11 protein-coding genes are annotated in these 16,041 nt (G+C 48.8%); 2 read left to right on the top strand and 9 right to left on the bottom strand.

Going from position 1 to position 16,041, the window contains the following annotated elements; genetic code table 11:
* Position 1: 1 nt before the first annotated feature.
* From gspG to gspE, 3 genes are all read right to left on the bottom strand, one after another.
* Complete coding sequence (gspG, locus tag ACOMG9_RS08790; protein WP_494530101.1) at positions 2 to 436, bottom strand: type II secretion system major pseudopilin GspG; 435 nt, start codon at positions 434 to 436, stop codon at positions 2 to 4.
* 148 nt (positions 437 to 584) lie between these two features.
* Entirely contained in the window at positions 585 to 1,805 is a 1,221-nt protein-coding gene (gene gspF / locus ACOMG9_RS08785; protein ID WP_448216648.1) for a type II secretion system inner membrane protein GspF, read from the bottom strand.
* 29 nt (positions 1,806 to 1,834) lie between these two features.
* The gene (gene gspE, locus ACOMG9_RS08780; protein ID WP_494530100.1) at positions 1,835 to 3,355 is read right to left on the bottom strand and encodes a type II secretion system ATPase GspE; all 1,521 of its coding nucleotides are present in this window, start codon (positions 3,353 to 3,355) and stop codon (positions 1,835 to 1,837) included.
* A gap of 365 nt (positions 3,356 to 3,720) precedes the next feature.
* Between gspE and ACOMG9_RS08775 the strand changes: the two genes are divergently transcribed.
* The gene (locus tag ACOMG9_RS08775; protein ID WP_448216646.1) at positions 3,721 to 4,368 is read left to right on the top strand and encodes a type II secretion system protein N; all 648 of its coding nucleotides are present in this window, start codon (positions 3,721 to 3,723) and stop codon (positions 4,366 to 4,368) included.
* Positions 4,369 to 4,402: 34 nt separating this feature from the next.
* Positions 4,403 to 6,523 carry a type II secretion system secretin GspD gene (gspD, locus tag ACOMG9_RS08770; protein ID WP_448216645.1) on the top strand — a complete coding sequence of 707 codons (2,121 nt, stop codon included), beginning with the start codon at positions 4,403 to 4,405 and terminating at the stop codon, positions 6,521 to 6,523.
* A 233-nt stretch (positions 6,524 to 6,756) separates the two neighbouring features.
* Here gspD and ACOMG9_RS08765 read toward each other — a convergent pair whose 3' ends face one another.
* From ACOMG9_RS08765 to ACOMG9_RS08740, 6 genes are all read right to left on the bottom strand, one after another.
* Positions 6,757 to 7,647, bottom strand: coding sequence for a prenyltransferase (locus ACOMG9_RS08765; RefSeq protein ID WP_448216644.1), 891 nt, complete (start codon positions 7,645 to 7,647; stop codon positions 6,757 to 6,759).
* A 198-nt stretch (positions 7,648 to 7,845) separates the two neighbouring features.
* Positions 7,846 to 8,718, bottom strand: coding sequence for a succinate--CoA ligase subunit alpha (sucD, locus tag ACOMG9_RS08760; RefSeq protein WP_448216643.1), 873 nt, complete (start codon positions 8,716 to 8,718; stop codon positions 7,846 to 7,848).
* A gap of 2 nt (positions 8,719 to 8,720) precedes the next feature.
* On the bottom strand, positions 8,721 to 9,887 hold the full coding sequence (gene sucC, locus ACOMG9_RS08755) for an ADP-forming succinate--CoA ligase subunit beta (protein ID WP_494530099.1): 1,167 nt from the start codon (positions 9,885 to 9,887) through the stop codon (positions 8,721 to 8,723).
* 267 nt (positions 9,888 to 10,154) lie between these two features.
* Positions 10,155 to 11,594, bottom strand: coding sequence for a dihydrolipoyl dehydrogenase (lpdA, locus tag ACOMG9_RS08750; protein WP_448216641.1), 1,440 nt, complete (start codon positions 11,592 to 11,594; stop codon positions 10,155 to 10,157).
* A gap of 62 nt (positions 11,595 to 11,656) precedes the next feature.
* Positions 11,657 to 12,880, bottom strand: a complete 1,224-nt coding sequence (gene odhB, locus ACOMG9_RS08745; protein WP_422137654.1) for a 2-oxoglutarate dehydrogenase complex dihydrolipoyllysine-residue succinyltransferase — start codon at positions 12,878 to 12,880, stop codon at positions 11,657 to 11,659.
* A 56-nt stretch (positions 12,881 to 12,936) separates the two neighbouring features.
* Positions 12,937 to 15,768, bottom strand: coding sequence for a 2-oxoglutarate dehydrogenase E1 component (locus ACOMG9_RS08740; RefSeq protein ID WP_448218630.1), 2,832 nt, complete (start codon positions 15,766 to 15,768; stop codon positions 12,937 to 12,939).
* Positions 15,769 to 16,041: the final 273 nt, after the last annotated feature.

Below are 16,041 nucleotides of genomic sequence, written 5' to 3'. Positions count from 1 at the left end.
TTCAAGACTCTTCCCAGTTGGTAATATCTGCATTAAGACCTTCACCGCCTTCACGGCCATCAGCCCCCTGAGAATAGAGATCGTATTTTCCATGACTACCAGGCTGCAGATAAATGTAGGCATTTCCCCAAGGGTCAACCGGAGATTTTTTCAAATAGCCATCCGGATTCCAGTTTCTAGGCTCAGGAGCGATGGTAGGCTTCTTGATCAGGGCATCCAGACCCTGATCCGTCGAAGGATAAAAACCATTGTCCAGTCTGTATAATTCAAGCGCCTGGGAGAGCGTTTCAATATCCGACCTGGCCACTGTAACCTTGGCCTGATCAGGACGGCTGAGAATTTTTGGCGCCACCATGGCAGCCAGTATCCCCAGGATCACAACAACCACCATGATCTCTATGAGGGTAAAACCTCTTTGTACCTGTCTTGTCATCATTTTCACGACCTCATCAATGGATTCCGTACCGAGGAAATGGGATCACTGCCTCCATTTCCAGAAATCTGTCAGTCAATCGGCAGATTCTGTCGTGTACGTCCTGTTTCAACCTTTACGAACATTGCTGTAAAAGTCATGCTCACCGCATTCAGTTTAAAAGCTGGTTCATGTTAAGAATGGGCAGCAGAATGGCTAATACAATCATCATGACTACACCGCCCATAACCACCAACATTAAGGGTTCAAAAAGTCCGAGCAGGAGGGATATTCTTCCATCCAGCTCCATCTGCTGATTCTGGGCTGTTCTGTCCAGCATTTCGTCCAGCTCACCTGTCGATTCACCACTGCCAATCATGTGAAGCATCAAAGGTGGGAAATAACCGGTTTCAGCCAAGGCTCGATTCAGACTGGAACCTTCACTGACCCTTCGGGCAACATCTTTAACCGCATCACAAATTGCCCGATTATCGATAACCTGTGCCGCAATGATCAGGGCTTCCACCAGCGAAACACCGCTTCGGGTGAGTATGCTTAGAGTGCTGGCAAATCTTGCAGCACTTAATGTTCTACTGAAGCGACCAAGAATGGGTAAGCGTAAAAAGAAACGATCCCATGACATCCGGACGGCCGGCTTCTTCAGCGCCTGCCTGAAGGCAACAATCCCAAAGAAAATAATACCGAAAATAACAGGCCAGTAGGTCTGGAATCCTTCACTGGCAGCGATCAGTGCAACCGTAATGCCGGGCAAATCCTGACCCGTGTCGACGAAGACCTTTACGACATCCGGCACCACATAGCCCAGAAGGAAACTAACGATCCCCAGAGCCGCCATCAACAATATGACGGGGTACAAAAGAGCCTGTTGAATTTTCTGGGTGGATTTCATTCTGGCTTCGGTGTAGTCCGCCAACCGATTCAGCACCTTGTCCAAATATCCAGCATGCTCACCGGCTGCCACCGTGGCCCGGAACATCTGGGGGAAAATATGAGGAAAATCTTCAAGGCTCTGGGCCAATGTGAAACCTTCAAGTACCCTGGAACGAATCGCCAACAGAATATTTTTAAGCCTGCGCTTTTCCTGCTGGGAAGCGACACCATAAAGCGCTTCCTCAACGGGCATGGCCGCCTGAATGAGAGTGGCTAACTGACGAGTCAGAGTCGCTAGCTCAACAGCAGAAACACCGCGTTGAAAGAACGTGGACAACCCACCGGCGGCATTCTGTTTCTGCTCTGAGACCTGATTGACCGATAGGGGGGTCAACTCTTTATCACGAAGCATCTGCCGGACATGCCGGTTACTGTCGGCTTCCAGTGTTCCCTTATGCTGTTTGCCCTGCTGGTCGAGGGCGATGTATTCATATGCAGCCATGTCGTGCGGTGATCCGCCTCCGATACGGATTAATCTTTCTGGGTCACTCTGAGCACTTCTTCCAGTGTTGTCAGACCAGCCAATACTTTCTTGGCACCATCTTCCCTTATGCCAGGAGAGCTCTTTCTGACATAGTCAGTAATCACCTGCTCTCCCTCTCCTGCATGAATCATTCTTCTGACCTGCTCGTCGACCATGACCACTTCGTAGATGCCGGTCCGGCCCCGGTATCCACTGTGATTGCAATCTTTACAGCCTTTTGCGTGGTACAGTTCAGGCGCATTGGCTAACTCAACCCCCAACTCCCTGCATTCAGCCTCATCAGGTTGGTAGGGCTGTTTACATTGATTACAGAGAACTCTGACCAGACGCTGAGCCATCACACCCAGCAAGCTGGAAGAGAGTAGAAAAGGTTCAATTCCCATATCCTGCAAGCGGGTCAATGCACCAATGGCAGTATTGGTATGAAGTGTCGATAACACGAGGTGACCGGTCAAACTGGCCTGCACGGCAATTTCAGCTGTTTCTGTATCGCGTATTTCCCCCACCATGACCACATCCGGGTCCTGACGTAGGATGGCTCTCAGCCCCCTTGCAAACGTCATATCAACCTTGGTATTCACCTGAGTCTGGCCAATACCTTCGAGGTTGTATTCGATGGGATCTTCTACGGTGAGAATATTTCGACATTTATCATTCAATGAGGTCAAGCAACCATAGAGAGAGGTGGTTTTACCAGAACCGGTAGGCCCCGTGACTAGAATAATGCCATAGGGTTTGGCCAGCAGGCTTGATACGCATTGGAGATCCTGATTTTCCATACCCAGATGCTTCAGTTCAAGACGACCGGCTGCCTTATCAAGAAGACGCAGTACCACTCTCTCACCATTACTGGAAGGTAGTGTTGAGACCCTGACATCCACCTCTTTACCCGCAACTTTCAGAGAGATACGGCCATCCTGGGGAATGCGTTTTTCAGCAATATCCAGACGAGCCATAACCTTGATCCTCGAAACAAGGAGTGCAGCCAGTGTTCGTTGCAGACTGAGAATCTCTCTCAGAACACCATCTACCCGCACCCTGACAACCAGAATATTTTCGAAAGTTTCGATATGGACATCCGATGCGCCTTCCTTGATCGCTTCCGTCAATAAAGCATTGATCAGGCGAATCACCGGGGCATCGTCACTCTGCTCAAGCAGGTCTTCTGTTACCGGCACTGCTTCAGCAAGACTACTCAGATCCAGATCATCACTAATACCGGCAGCATTCTGCAGAGCTTCGGAACTGTCATTGTGATAACACTCGGACAAGACTTCGGAGAGCCGGTCTGCTCCCACCTTGCGATAAACAGGAGACTGGCAGGAAATTCGTGTGACTTCAGAGAAGATATCAGCTGAAGGCACCGAGCGAAAATAGAGCACCGGCTGTTCCTGCTCCCAGACCAACACCACCCCATGCCTTTTGGCAAAAGTAAATGGCAGACGACGCAAAATCAGTCCCTGATTTTGGGATGCCTGATCTTCTGGAAGGCTGGCTGTGTCAGTCAAGGCTAACTCCTTGGATAATTAATAATTCCAGAACTTCTATTAGGTTGATCGAGGACAACCAGAAACAATCCGATATTTTTTGCTCTGAACCCTGGAAATTGAATTATTCTTCAAGCACGTCACAGGAAGTGTGATCCAATATCCAAATTTTACAACTGAATTTTAAAAATGATTCAAACACAAACCCAACTTTTTTGATCCAGAAGATATTCCTGATCAAAAATGATTAATTAAAAACTGTTTTTAGTGAAAGCATCAGCTTTTAAAAATAGCACTCTTATGCTTTATTTAGGTTAAGAATAGCCCATGACCCATAACGCTTTCCTTAATCAAGTACACATCAAATAGAGAAATTAGAGAACAGTATGAATTCAGAGGTCATAGCCACCTACTTAAAATGGGGCCATCGAAAAAATTGCATAGCACTGACCTGCCTTCTGGCGATCACCATGATTGTTTCATTAGGCGCTCAGTCATTTTTCTTTTATGAATCACTGGCGAAGGAAGATGCTTTTGATAATTATGAACAAGTGTACCAAAATCAACCAAAAGAAAAAATTCTTACTCCTAAAGACTTCGAATTACTCTTTGGTGCCAATCATCAGCCTGAAGTCGCGAAACAGTCCGCCGATATTCCTAAAACAAAGTTAAATCTGGTACTCAGAGGTACTCTTGGAGAACGTGACCAGAAGAATAAGTATTCAAGTGCTATTATCCAAGGCAACAATCAGGACAAGCTTTATGGCATCGAAGACACACTGCCCGGTGGTGCCATACTCAGGGAAGTGCATTCAGATCATGTGGTTTTAAGTCGCAATGGCCAGCTTGAAATCCTTTATTTTCCGGATGCAGGTAAAGATGACAGGGCTTTGCAGGAATTCAAGAGCCCCTCAGACACTACGGATAAGAATACAGAACGCCCCGGCTTCACTCAGGAGCCGGATGGAAAATCACTTGAACAGCGCATGCAGGAGTTGAGAGATAAACTTCAGCAGGCTAATCAAGGGATTTGATACAAGAATTAAAACTTTTTCATATGGTTAAGTGATGAAAACTAAAGACTGTCCATTTGTATGCATGGCCTTCAGACCTCTGTTTGCTGCATTGCTTGCCCTTAGCCTTCAGAGCAATGTATCAGCGGCCCCTTCTGCTGAAACTGCTGTAGTCAATCTGGCTGCACCCCCTCCCACAAAAGCCCTCAAGGCTGAAACGGCCAGGGACAAAAAGTGGACTCTGAATCATCAGAACGCTGACATTCGTGAATTCATTGGCCAAATCGCCAAGATCACTGGTGAGACCTTTGTCATAGACCCCAGAATCAAGGGGGGTAACACTGTAACGGTTATTTCTTCCAAACCGTTGAGCAGCGACGAAGTTTACGATGTTTTCCTCGAAGTACTGTCAGCTAATGGCTACGCCGTAATACCCAAGGGCAATATCATCAATATAGTGCCCAGTACTACAGCAAAAACCAGCTCTCCCAGTGGAAATCAGAAGCCACGTAATGCTGTCATGACCACACGGGTTCTGGAACTTCACAGTGTATCGGCTATTGAACTGATACCCATTATTCGCCCTCTGATCGCCCAGTATGGGCACGCAGCCGCTTCCGCATCCAGTAACGCTGTTATAGTCAGTGACCTTGCAGACAACGTTGAGCGAATCACCAAGCTGGTGAGGGAGCTGGACAAGACAGGTAATAATGATTACGAAGTGCTTCAGTTGAAGCATGCCTGGGTGGGTGATGTTTCCAAAATCATTCAGGACACACTGATAGCTGCCAAGGGGCAAATGCCAAGCGGACTGCAAGTCATTGCTGATGAGCGCAGCAACCGACTGGTCATCAAAGGTAACTCCAGTAAGCGCCAGAGAGTCAGGAAACTGGTAGAAACGCTGGACAAGGAAGGTATTCGCAAGTCCACTACCAAGGTGATCTTCCTCAGCTATGGCGATGCCAAGAATATTTCAGAAATCCTTGCAGAAGCATCTACCACGATTCAGGAGAGTCAGGAAAAGAAATCCAATTCTTCGGCTTCATCACAACAGCCTGTTCCACCGCACCCCTCTGTTCCCAAGGTTCAGACCAAAGGTCAGCCTTCCGGAAAAAGCAGGGGTTCCGGAGCAGCACCGAACGTGTTCGTTAAAGCCGACGAATCCCAGAACGCCCTCATCATGATTGCTGATCCGGACACTCTGGCAGAGATGGAGCATATCGTTCGGCAGCTTGATGTACCAAGATCACAGGTACTTTTGGAAGCCGTCATCGTAGAAGTCTCTGGCGGTATAGATGATGCTCTGGGTGTCCAGTGGGGTATTGATGGCAAGGAAACCATTCGCGGCTCAACCGAGACAGACCCTTCTGGTAAATCAACCAAAACCGTTGTCGGCAGCAAGAGCAGCATAACAGGACACATTCTCGATAACGCGGCAATCACCCTGGGCTCTCTGGCTTTGAGAGCGGATAATTTTGGTGTGCTGGTATCTGCCTTGAGTTCAAAGTCTAACAACGACATTCTATCTACACCCAGTATGCTGACGCTGGACAACCAGGAAGCTGAATTCCTTGTAGGTCAGAATATTCCTATCAAGACAGGCTCTTATCAAACCTCAGCCGGTGGTGGCAGCAACAACCCGTTCACTACGACTGACCGGAAGGATGTCGGCATTAAGCTAAAGATCACCCCTCACCTCAGTGAAGGTAACGGCATCAGGCTAGAGCTGGAGCAGGAGGTTTCTTCTCTGGACACTCGTACTTCAGAATCCCTTTTAAAGAATGATGACCTGATCTTCAATAACAGAACTCTGAAAACCACCGTTCTGGTAGATGATGGCCAGACCATTGTCATTGGTGGCCTGATTGAAAACGTCAAGAGTCAGACCAAGAAGAAAATCCCGCTTCTGGGTGATATCCCTATCATCGGAAACCTGTTCCGCTTCGAACAGGATAAGAACCAGAAGCGAAATCTCATGTTGTTTATAAGACCGACCATCATGAGAAACTCTGAAACACTGGCCAAAGCCACCAAAGATCGTTACACCAAGTTGAAAGTGATTCAGCACAACAAAAAGGCACCTGACATGCTACCGGAAGAGCCATCTACCCTGTTCGAACCAGAAGCCTTTGATCTGCGCAAGAAAGATAAAAAAGCCTGGCAAAGTAGTGACTGATACTGGATTCAAGTAATAGTTTCCAGTTAGAAAAAGCCAGATTATGAAGTCTGGCTTTTTCTGTTTTTCATAAAAGGCTTACTGCCTTAAAATTATTTGCAAACTTTTGACTTATAATTTTCACAAAACTGACAATAAAAAAGAAAAAAGTCGTCTATTTTGAAATCTATCCGTCGAAACTAAATTAATTCACCATTCTGATTTTTTTTAACAAAGAGCCCTTCATCAGACGTTCATTCCCAAGAAGGTCTAAACACACTCAATATGAAGCAGATACCGAACACCAGAAAAAAACGTCCAGACAAAGGCGGCAATTTGTTTAGCTCGTAATCACCCGGCGAACACCTTAACAATTTAATCGGCTGCAAGATGAGTAATAACGAAAATATCAGGTAAACAGGTTTTATCAGCAAGTTGTTTAGGTAGAGGTAATAGCTGATCGGGTATACCGACAGCAACAATATAGCGTATAGTTTCTTACTTGTATCAAACCCTATTCTGACAGTCAGGGTTCTGATGTTGGAAGACTGATCTTCCAGATAATCTCGGATTTCATTCGACACCAGTAGAGCAGCTGTTAAAAGACTCACGGGTATAGAAACCCAAAGTAGCTTATTATTCCAGACACCAGAAACCGCATAGTAAGACCCGCTTACCATCAGCACACCAGTCAGAATAAAAGCGGCTGGAACCCCAAGACCGAGATGTTTATAGACGACAGGTTCTCCTGTATAGAAGTACCCTGCAGTCACACCTAAAAGTCCCAGTAAGAATAAAGGCCAGCCCGTTTTCCAGACAAGCCAGAGTCCTATAGCAGTTGCTACCATGGCAAAAAGTCCGGCAAAAGCAAAGTTCCTGCGAATTTGCTGAATCACCTGCTCTGCCAATTGGCCTGTCTTGCCATCCCAGAAATGTAAGTCAGCATGATCATTGGCCAGATTACTGGCTGCCTGTAAAAAAAAACCCGCAATCATAACAGCCACAGCTCTGGCAATGTCACCCTCTCCCTTTGAGAAAGCCACGGCGACCCCTAATCCACAAGTGATCAGTGCAACAGAGAAGGAAAAAGGCCTAAGCGCCCTCGCAAAACGGTATTTATCAGGATTAAGATTGGGTGTATCCACTGGAGGATTCCCTGAGGGTGGCGATAAATGCGGGACTATGCAGTACCATTGAGCGGCTGGAGCCTACGGTGATATTCCGAAACCCGGATAGCATGTAGGTAAACAGGAAAGAGATTAGTCACTCAGGAACTCATAAAAGTGGGCCCATCTCCTCTGAGATGAGCCGTATAATGAGCCAAAGCTAATTTGATCGGACTCTTACCAACCTGTTTTCTCTTTCAGAGCTTGACCGATTTCTGCCAGAGAGCGAACGGTTTTTACACCGGCTTCTTCCAGAGCAGCAAACTTCTCGTCAGCAGTCCCTTTACCACCAGAAATAATTGCACCCGCATGACCCATACGCTTACCCGGAGGTGCAGTAACACCGGCAATGTAGGAAACAACTGGCTTGGTTACATTTTCTTTGATGTAAGCAGCCGCTTCTTCTTCAGCTGTACCACCGATTTCGCCGATCATAACGATCGCTTCAGTCTGTGGATCTTCTTGAAACAGCTTCAGAATGTCGATGAAGTTAGAGCCAGGAATCGGGTCACCACCGATACCGACACAGGTGGACTGACCAAAACCAAAGTCAGTGGTCTGCTTAACCGCTTCATAAGTGAGGGTCCCGGAACGGGAAACGATACCAACTTTGCCTGGTTTATGAATGTGTCCTGGCATAATGCCGATCTTACACTCACCCGGAGTGATAACACCCGGGCAGTTGGGACCAATCAGAGTAACACCCAGCTCGTCGCAGCGAACCTTGCAGTCCAACATATCCAGAGTTGGAATACCTTCAGTAATGCAGACAATCAGCTTAATACCGGCATTGGCAGCTTCGAGGATGGAATCCTTACAGAAAGCGGCAGGCACGTAGATTACAGAGGCTTCAGCGCCGGTTGTAGCCACTGCCTCGGCAACCGTGTTGAATACAGGTAGACCCAGATGCTCCTGCCCCCCCTTACCTGGAGTAACTCCACCGACCATACGAGTACCATAAGCAATCGCCTGTTCGGAGTGGAAAGTTCCCTGAGAGCCAGTAAAGCCCTGGCAGATCACCTTGGTCTCTTTATTAATCAGGACACTCATTCTTATTTACCCTCCGCTGCTTTTACTACCTGGTCTGCAGCGTCGGAGAGACTGCTTGCAGCGATAATATCGAGTCCACTTTCAGCCAGTTTCTGCGCACCAAGCTCAGCGTTGTTACCTTCCAGACGCACAACAACAGACACTTCAACACCGACTTCTTTTACTGCACCGATGATGCCGTCAGCAATCAGGTCACAGCGAACGATGCCGCCGAAGATGTTAACCAGTACCGCTTTAACACTATCGTCAGACAGAATAATCTTGAAAGCTTCACTGACACGTTCTTTGGTAGCACCGCCACCCACGTCCAGGAAGTTTGCGGGAGCACCACCGGACAGCTTAACGATGTCCATGGTACCCATAGCCAGACCAGCGCCGTTTACCATGCAGCCGATGTTACCATCCAGGGCTACGTAGTTGAGTTCCCACTGAGCCGCGTGGGCTTCGCGTGCGTCTTCCTGAGAAGGATCGTGCATGGTCTTCAGACGAGGCTGACGGTAAAGGGCGTTGCTATCAATGTTCAGCTTGGCATCCAGGCAGTGCAGATCGCCAGCTTCAGTGATAACCAATGGATTGATTTCCAGCAGAGCCAAATCCAGATCCTGGAACAGTTTCGCCAGACCCAGGAAGATCTTGGTAAACTGCTTAACCTGTGTAGCGTTCAGACCCAGTTTGAAAGCCAGTTCACGGCCCTGATAGGGCTGAGCACCGACCAGAGGGTCAATAGTTGCCTTCAGAATCTTTTCTGGCGTTTCTTCTGCCACCTTCTCGATTTCAACGCCACCTTCGGTGGAGGCCATAAAAACGATCCGGCGGGTAGAACGGTCTACAACAGCACCCAGGTAAAGTTCCTGAGCGATGTCGGTGCAACTTTCTACCAGAATCTTGCTAACTGGCTGACCATTTTCGTCTGTCTGGTAAGTGACCAGATTATTACCCAGCCACTTCTCGGCAAATTCACGAATTTGGTCCTTGGAGCTGACCAGCTTTACGCCCCCAGCCTTACCGCGTCCACCTGCATGAACCTGTGCTTTAACAACCCACTGATTTCCGCCAATTTGGTCTGCGGCTGCAGCTGCTTCTTCCGGTGTATCGCAGGCAATACCCTTGGATACCGGCAGGCCATACTCAGCAAATAGCTGCTTACCCTGATATTCATGGAGATTCATACTGACAATACCATTGTTGTTTTAATCAAATTCCTATCCACATCCGTGGATAAAAAGGTTTCTTTGTTTCGACCCCAACTCTTCAGGCATCGAAATTAAACTTTGGGTCCTGACGCCTGTCTAACTTGTACTTTCGATATGAAATTGTCTCAAGTCCTACAGGCTAAGATTCCCTCTGACACTTCTTCGAATCAGTTTATCCATTGAGAAAGCTTACTGATACAAGTAGGTCTTACACACATCAGTAAATGATTCCCGTAAGCTCAGCTAGCGACGTTTACGATTAGGAATATGAATCGCATGACCGTCTACAGCCAGAACTGCTTCGTGCAAAGCTTCACTCAGTGTTGGGTGAGAGAAGATAGTCAGAGCCAGATCTTCAGTGCTGGCAGCAAACTCCATGGCAATAACTCCCTGCTGAACCAATTCAGCAGCACTTGGGCCTACTACGTGCACACCCAGAACACGATCAGTTGCCTTGTCAGCAATTACCTTAACCATACCTTCCGTATCATTAGCAGCCAGCGCACGACCACTGGCTACAAATGGGAAAGTGCCTACTTTGTAATCGACACCTTCGGCTTTCAGTTCCTGCTCGGTCTTGCCAACCCATGCAATTTCAGGATGGGTATAGATCACAGAAGGAATTAAATCGTAGTTCATATGGCCTTTCTGACCAGCGATGATTTCAGCAACCATAATGCCTTCTTCACTGCCCTTGTGCGCCAACATTGGACCGCGAACCACATCACCAACGGCGTATACACCGGGTACGTCAGTAGCACAGTGATCATCGACAAAAATAAAGCCACGCTCATCCAGGTTCACACCACAGTCTGCAGCCAGCAGGCTCTCTGTGTATGGACGACGGCCTACAGCAACAATCAGTTTGTCGAATACAACAACCTGTTCATTGCCATCAGAATCCGCATAGGTAACGTGTACTTCTTTATCCTTGATTTCAGATCCAGTGACACGGGCACCCAAGCAGATATCCAGTCCTTGCTTCTTGAAGATTTTCATGGATTCTTTGGAGATCTGCTCGTCGGCAGCTGCCAGGAAACGATCCATGGCTTCCAGAACAATGACTTCAGAGCCAAGACGACCCCAAACGCTACCCAGCTCGAGGCCGATAACACCAGCACCAATGACCCCCAGACGTTTGGGTATTTCCTGGAATTCAAGGGCTCCGGTGGAATCAACAATCAAATCACCATCAGTCGGTGCAGGGGGAATTTCTACCGGACGGGAGCCAGTAGCAATAACAACATTACCCGCTTCATAAACTTCAACAGTGCCATCAGCCTTGGTCAGCTCAACCTGCTTGTTCGCCAGAACTTTACCAGCACCTTCCAGCAGAGTTACACCATTTGCTTTAAACAGACCACCGACGCCGGTAGTGAGGGTTTTAACGATCTTGCTCTTGCGGGCGATCATTTGCGGCACGTCCATTTCCACACCAGAGTGATTGATACCGTGCAGCTTGAAGTCTTTTTGAGCTTCAACAAATTTGTGAGAACTGTCCAGCAGCGCCTTGGAGGGAATGCAACCTACGTTCAGACAGGTTCCGCCCAGAGCTGTTTTTCCTTTGTCATCAGTCCACTTTTCAATACAAGCAGTCTTAAGGCCCAGCTGCGCTGCACGAATTGCACAAACGTAACCTGCAGGACCTGCTCCGATGACAACAACGTCAAACTGATTCGCCATATCTTCTATTCCAAGAAAATGAGAATGGCGGCCTTGTGAGCCACCGCATAACCCATGAAAACTTACAATTCCAACAGGATTCTGGCTGGATCTTCCAACAGCTCCTTGATGGTAACGAGGAAAGTGACTGCTTCCTTGCCATCCAGCAACCTGTGGTCATAGGACAAAGCCAGATTCATCATGGGCAGAATCTCCACCTGACCGTTGACGGCCATGGGGCGCTCCTGAATTTTGTGCATACCCAGAATAGCGGACTGAGGTGGATTCAGAATCGGTGTAGACAAGAGCGAACCAAACACACCGCCGTTGGAAATAGTAAAGGTTCCACCGGTCATGTCCTCAATATCCAGTTTGCCACCCTGGGCTTTTTTACCGTATTCACGGATTTTGGCCTCAACGTCGGCGAGGCTCATGTTTTCAGCATTACGCAGAATAGGTACTACCAGACCACGATCGCTGGAGACAGCAACGCCAATATCCTGATAGCCGTGGTAAACGATATCATTACCATCAATGGAGGCATTAACTGCAGGATAACGACGCAGGGCTTCAGCACAGGCTTTGACAAAGAAGGACATGAACCCGAGACGAACACCGTGCCGCTTCTCGAACTGATCTTTATAACGGGCTCTCAGTTCCATAACCGGCTTCATATTGACCTCATTGAAGGTGGTCAGCATGGCGGCTGTCTGCTGTGCTTCTACCAGACGCTGGGCAACTCTAGCACGCAGACGTGTCATTGGTACACGTTTTTCCGTGCGCTCGCCAGCAAATACCGGTGTTGTAGCTTCTACCACAGGCGCAGAAGAAGCATGGACTGTTGGAGCAGGAGCAGCTACCTGAGCTGGCCGCTGCTCTGCATGACGAACGACATCTTCCTTGGTGACACGACCGCCCCTGCCAGTGCCAGAAATAGTCGTTGGGTCAATGCCTTTTTCATTAGCGATCTTACGAGCAGCGGGGCTCAATACTGGCTCTTCCGTACTAGGTGACACTTCACTGGTTGCCGACGCTGATTCAGCTGCTGGAACGGAGGCTGTGGATGCTGCACCGGCTTCAAAAACGGCAATAACCTCTTCGCTCAGGACCGTCTCGTCTTCATTCTTGAGAATCTCTTTCAGCACGCCATCCGCTGGAGCAACAACTTCCAGTACTACCTTATCGGTCTCTATATCGACCAGCAGCTCATCACGAGAGCAAGCTTCTCCAGGCTTCTTGTGCCAAGTGGCAACCACACCGTCAGCGACAGATTCCGGAAACGTTGGTGCTTTTATTTCAGTGGCCATTATGGATCCTTTCGGGGTTGCGACCGATCGCCCCGGAGCTACCGGGGCATCATCAATTAAACGTTAAAAGCGTCTTCTACCAGCTTTTCTTGCTCTTCTACATGCTTGGACATATAACCACATGCTGGTGCCGCTGAAGCATCACGACCTGAATAGGCCAGACGCAGGTTGTTAGAGTGATTATCGAGAGCACGGCGCATATGATGCTGGCTGCAATACCAGGCGCCCTGGTTCATCGGCTCTTCCTGGCACCAGACAACATCCTTCAGGTTTGGATAGTGCGCAATCACCTCATCAAGGTCATCCTGAGGAAAAGGATACAGCTGCTCGATACGAATGATGGCTGAATTTTTCAGTTCATTTGCACGCTTATACTCAAGCAGATCGTAATAGACCTTACCGCTGCACATGACAAGACGGGTAATTTCCGCTGCTTCATGCACATCAACCTCTGGAATGATGGTCTGGAAGCTGCCTTCAGCCAGCTCTTCCAACGTGGAAACTGCCAGCTTGTGCCTAAGCAGGCTCTTGGGAGTAAAAGCTATTAATGGCTTTCGCAGCGGACGCAACACCTGACGACGCAGCATGTGAAACACCTGAGCCGGAGTGGTTGGCACACACACCTGGATATTGTGCTCTGCACACAGTTGCAGATAACGCTCAAGACGGGCTGAAGAGTGCTCCGGGCCCTGACCTTCATAACCGTGAGGCAACAGCATGGTCAGGCCACAGAGACGCCCCCACTTGTGCTCACCACTGGTAATAAACTGGTCAATAACTACCTGACAGCCGTTAGCAAAGTCACCAAACTGGGCTTCCCAGATAACCAGTGCGCCCGGTGTCGTAGTCGCATAACCATATTCGAAAGCCAGCACAGCCTCTTCCGAGAGCAAAGAGTCCCAGATCTGGAAGTCAGGCTGTTTTTCGGAAATATTGGCCAGTGGTACATAGGTAGAACCGTCTTTCTGATTGTGCAGCACCGCATGACGGTGAGAGAAAGTGCCTCGACCAACATCCTGACCGGTAATACGTACCGGATGACCTTCCATAATCAGGGTACCGTATGCCAATGTTTCAGCTGCACCCCAGTTGATGGATTGTGCTCCCGCAGCCATTTTCAGTCGATCATCTATAATCTTGCTGACCTGACGCTGAACAACAAAACCTTCAGGCACCTTGCACAGCTTCTGCCCCAGTCCCTGCAGAGTAGCCAGAGCTACGCGGGTATCGTGACGCGCAGTCCATTCATGTCCAAGATAAGGAGCCCAATCAACAAACAGTTCTTTGTTGGGTTCTTTTACCAGCGACTTAACAACATGACCACCGTTGTCCAAAGCATTACGGTAGCTGTCTACCAGCGCCTTGTCCTTCTCTGCATCCATGATGCCTGCTTCCATCAGTCTCTCTGCATACAGATCACGGGTAGTCTTGTGATTCTTGATAATCTGATACATCAGTGGCTGGGTACCGGAAGGTTCATCGGCTTCATTGTGGCCACGGCGACGGTAGCAGACCATGTCAATAACAACATCGCGCTTGAATTCCATTCGGTAATCCAGCGCCATTTTGGTCGCAAAGTGGACGGCTTCAGGATCATCACCATTCACATGAAGGATAGGAGCACCGACAATCTTGGCTACATCCGTACAGTACTCTGTAGAACGGGCATCTTCCTGTTTACTGGTTGTAAAACCCACCTGGTTGTTGACGATAATATGCAGAGTACCACCGGTCTTATAAGCACGGGTCTGGGACATCTGCAGGGTTTCCATGACTACCCCCTGACCAGCAAATGCGGCATCACCGTGAATGGCAATCGGTATAACCTGACCACGGGCAGAATCGTTACGACGATCCTGACGAGCACGCACAGAGCCCTCTACTACAGGGGACACTATTTCCAGATGAGAAGGGTTGAATGCCAGTGCCAGGTGAACTTCACCACCCGGTGTCATGACGTTGGAGGAAAAGCCCTGGTGATACTTCACGTCACCAGAGCCGGTATCGGCCATTTTCTTACCCTCGAACTCGTCAAACAGTTCAGAAGGGTTCTTTCCGAGAATATTAACCAATACGTTGAGTCGACCACGGTGGGCCATGCCGATCACGATTTCCTTGGCGCCGTAAGAACCGGAGCGCTGGATAATTTCGTCCAGCATGGGAATCAATGATTCCCCTCCTTCCAAACCAAAACGTTTGGTGCCCGGGTACTTGGTTCCCAGGTATTTTTCCAGACCTTCTGCCGCAGTCAGGCGTTCCAGCAGATGCTGCCGACCTTCAAGGCCCAAATCCGGACGACCTCGAACACTTTCCATGCGGCTTTGGAACCAGCGACGTTCTTCAGTGTTGACAATGTGCATGTATTCAACACCAATGGAGCCGCAGTAGGTGGCCATGAGAGAGTCGATAATCTCGCGCAGCGTTGCCCGCTCTTTACCGATAAAAATGGTACTGGTCTGAAATTCAGTATCCAGATCTGCTTCGCTCAGCCCGTGATACTCAAGGCTCAGATCGGGAAACTGTTCACGCTGCATACAACCCAATGGGTCTATTCTGGCCTGCTGATGCCCCCGGATTCGGAAGGCACTGATCAAACGCAACACCTGAATCTGCTTGCGCTCATGATCGCTGGAAATGGTGCCGGCTTGGATTGGGCGGGTGCTCTGACGCTGACGCGCCATCAGGACAAAATTTTCCTGGATGGTGGAGTGAGGTACATCCGGACCACCACCATTGACCTGAGGAAGTTTTTCAAAATAATCACGCCACTCCTCAGAGACCGAATTCGGATCGCGAAGGAATTGTTCGTAAAGTTCTTCGACGTATGCAGCATTCCCCCCGGATATATGTGAGGTATCCCACATTTGCTGCATCACACCTTCTTGCATCATCACTACCCCGTGAATGAAGGGCTGTCTAATCATGAGAGTCGCACTGTGGTCTGCCTGTCTGTTGTCCTGACAGGCAGAGCGCTGAAAACCGGGGCTTTCGCCTCCCCCGCTTATTCAAACTCCACAGATAGACCGGTGATTGACCGGCCGTCCCGCTGATAAAACCTGCCTGACCTGCCCTTCATTGGTTTGGAGAGTCAGAAGTCAGTCAGGCTTAGAATAAACTACAGTTCCACTTAATTCGTGCGACAGTGGGACCATAGCCAGAAA

It is taken from the genome of Endozoicomonas sp. PH6C, from assembly GCF_059322965.1.
The sequence above is the reverse complement of the archived record's forward strand: the minus strand, read 5'-3'. Positions and strand labels throughout refer to the sequence as shown.

Coding starts and splice junctions, on each gene's coding strand:
- sucC (WP_494530099.1), bottom strand. CDS start 9,887: ATGAATCTCCATGAATATCAGGGTAAGCAGCTATTTGCTGAGTATGGC.
- ACOMG9_RS08740 (WP_448218630.1), bottom strand. CDS start 15,768: ATGCAAGAAGGTGTGATGCAGCAAATGTGGGATACCTCACATATATCC.
- gspF (WP_448216648.1), bottom strand. CDS start 1,805: ATGGCTGCATATGAATACATCGCCCTCGACCAGCAGGGCAAACAGCAT.
- gspG (WP_494530101.1), bottom strand. CDS start 436: ATGATGACAAGACAGGTACAAAGAGGTTTTACCCTCATAGAGATCATG.
- ACOMG9_RS08775 (WP_448216646.1), top strand. CDS start 3,721: ATGAATTCAGAGGTCATAGCCACCTACTTAAAATGGGGCCATCGAAAA.
- odhB (WP_422137654.1), bottom strand. CDS start 12,880: ATGGCCACTGAAATAAAAGCACCAACGTTTCCGGAATCTGTCGCTGAC.
- lpdA (WP_448216641.1), bottom strand. CDS start 11,594: ATGGCGAATCAGTTTGACGTTGTTGTCATCGGAGCAGGTCCTGCAGGT.
- sucD (WP_448216643.1), bottom strand. CDS start 8,718: ATGAGTGTCCTGATTAATAAAGAGACCAAGGTGATCTGCCAGGGCTTT.
- gspD (WP_448216645.1), top strand. CDS start 4,403: ATGAAAACTAAAGACTGTCCATTTGTATGCATGGCCTTCAGACCTCTG.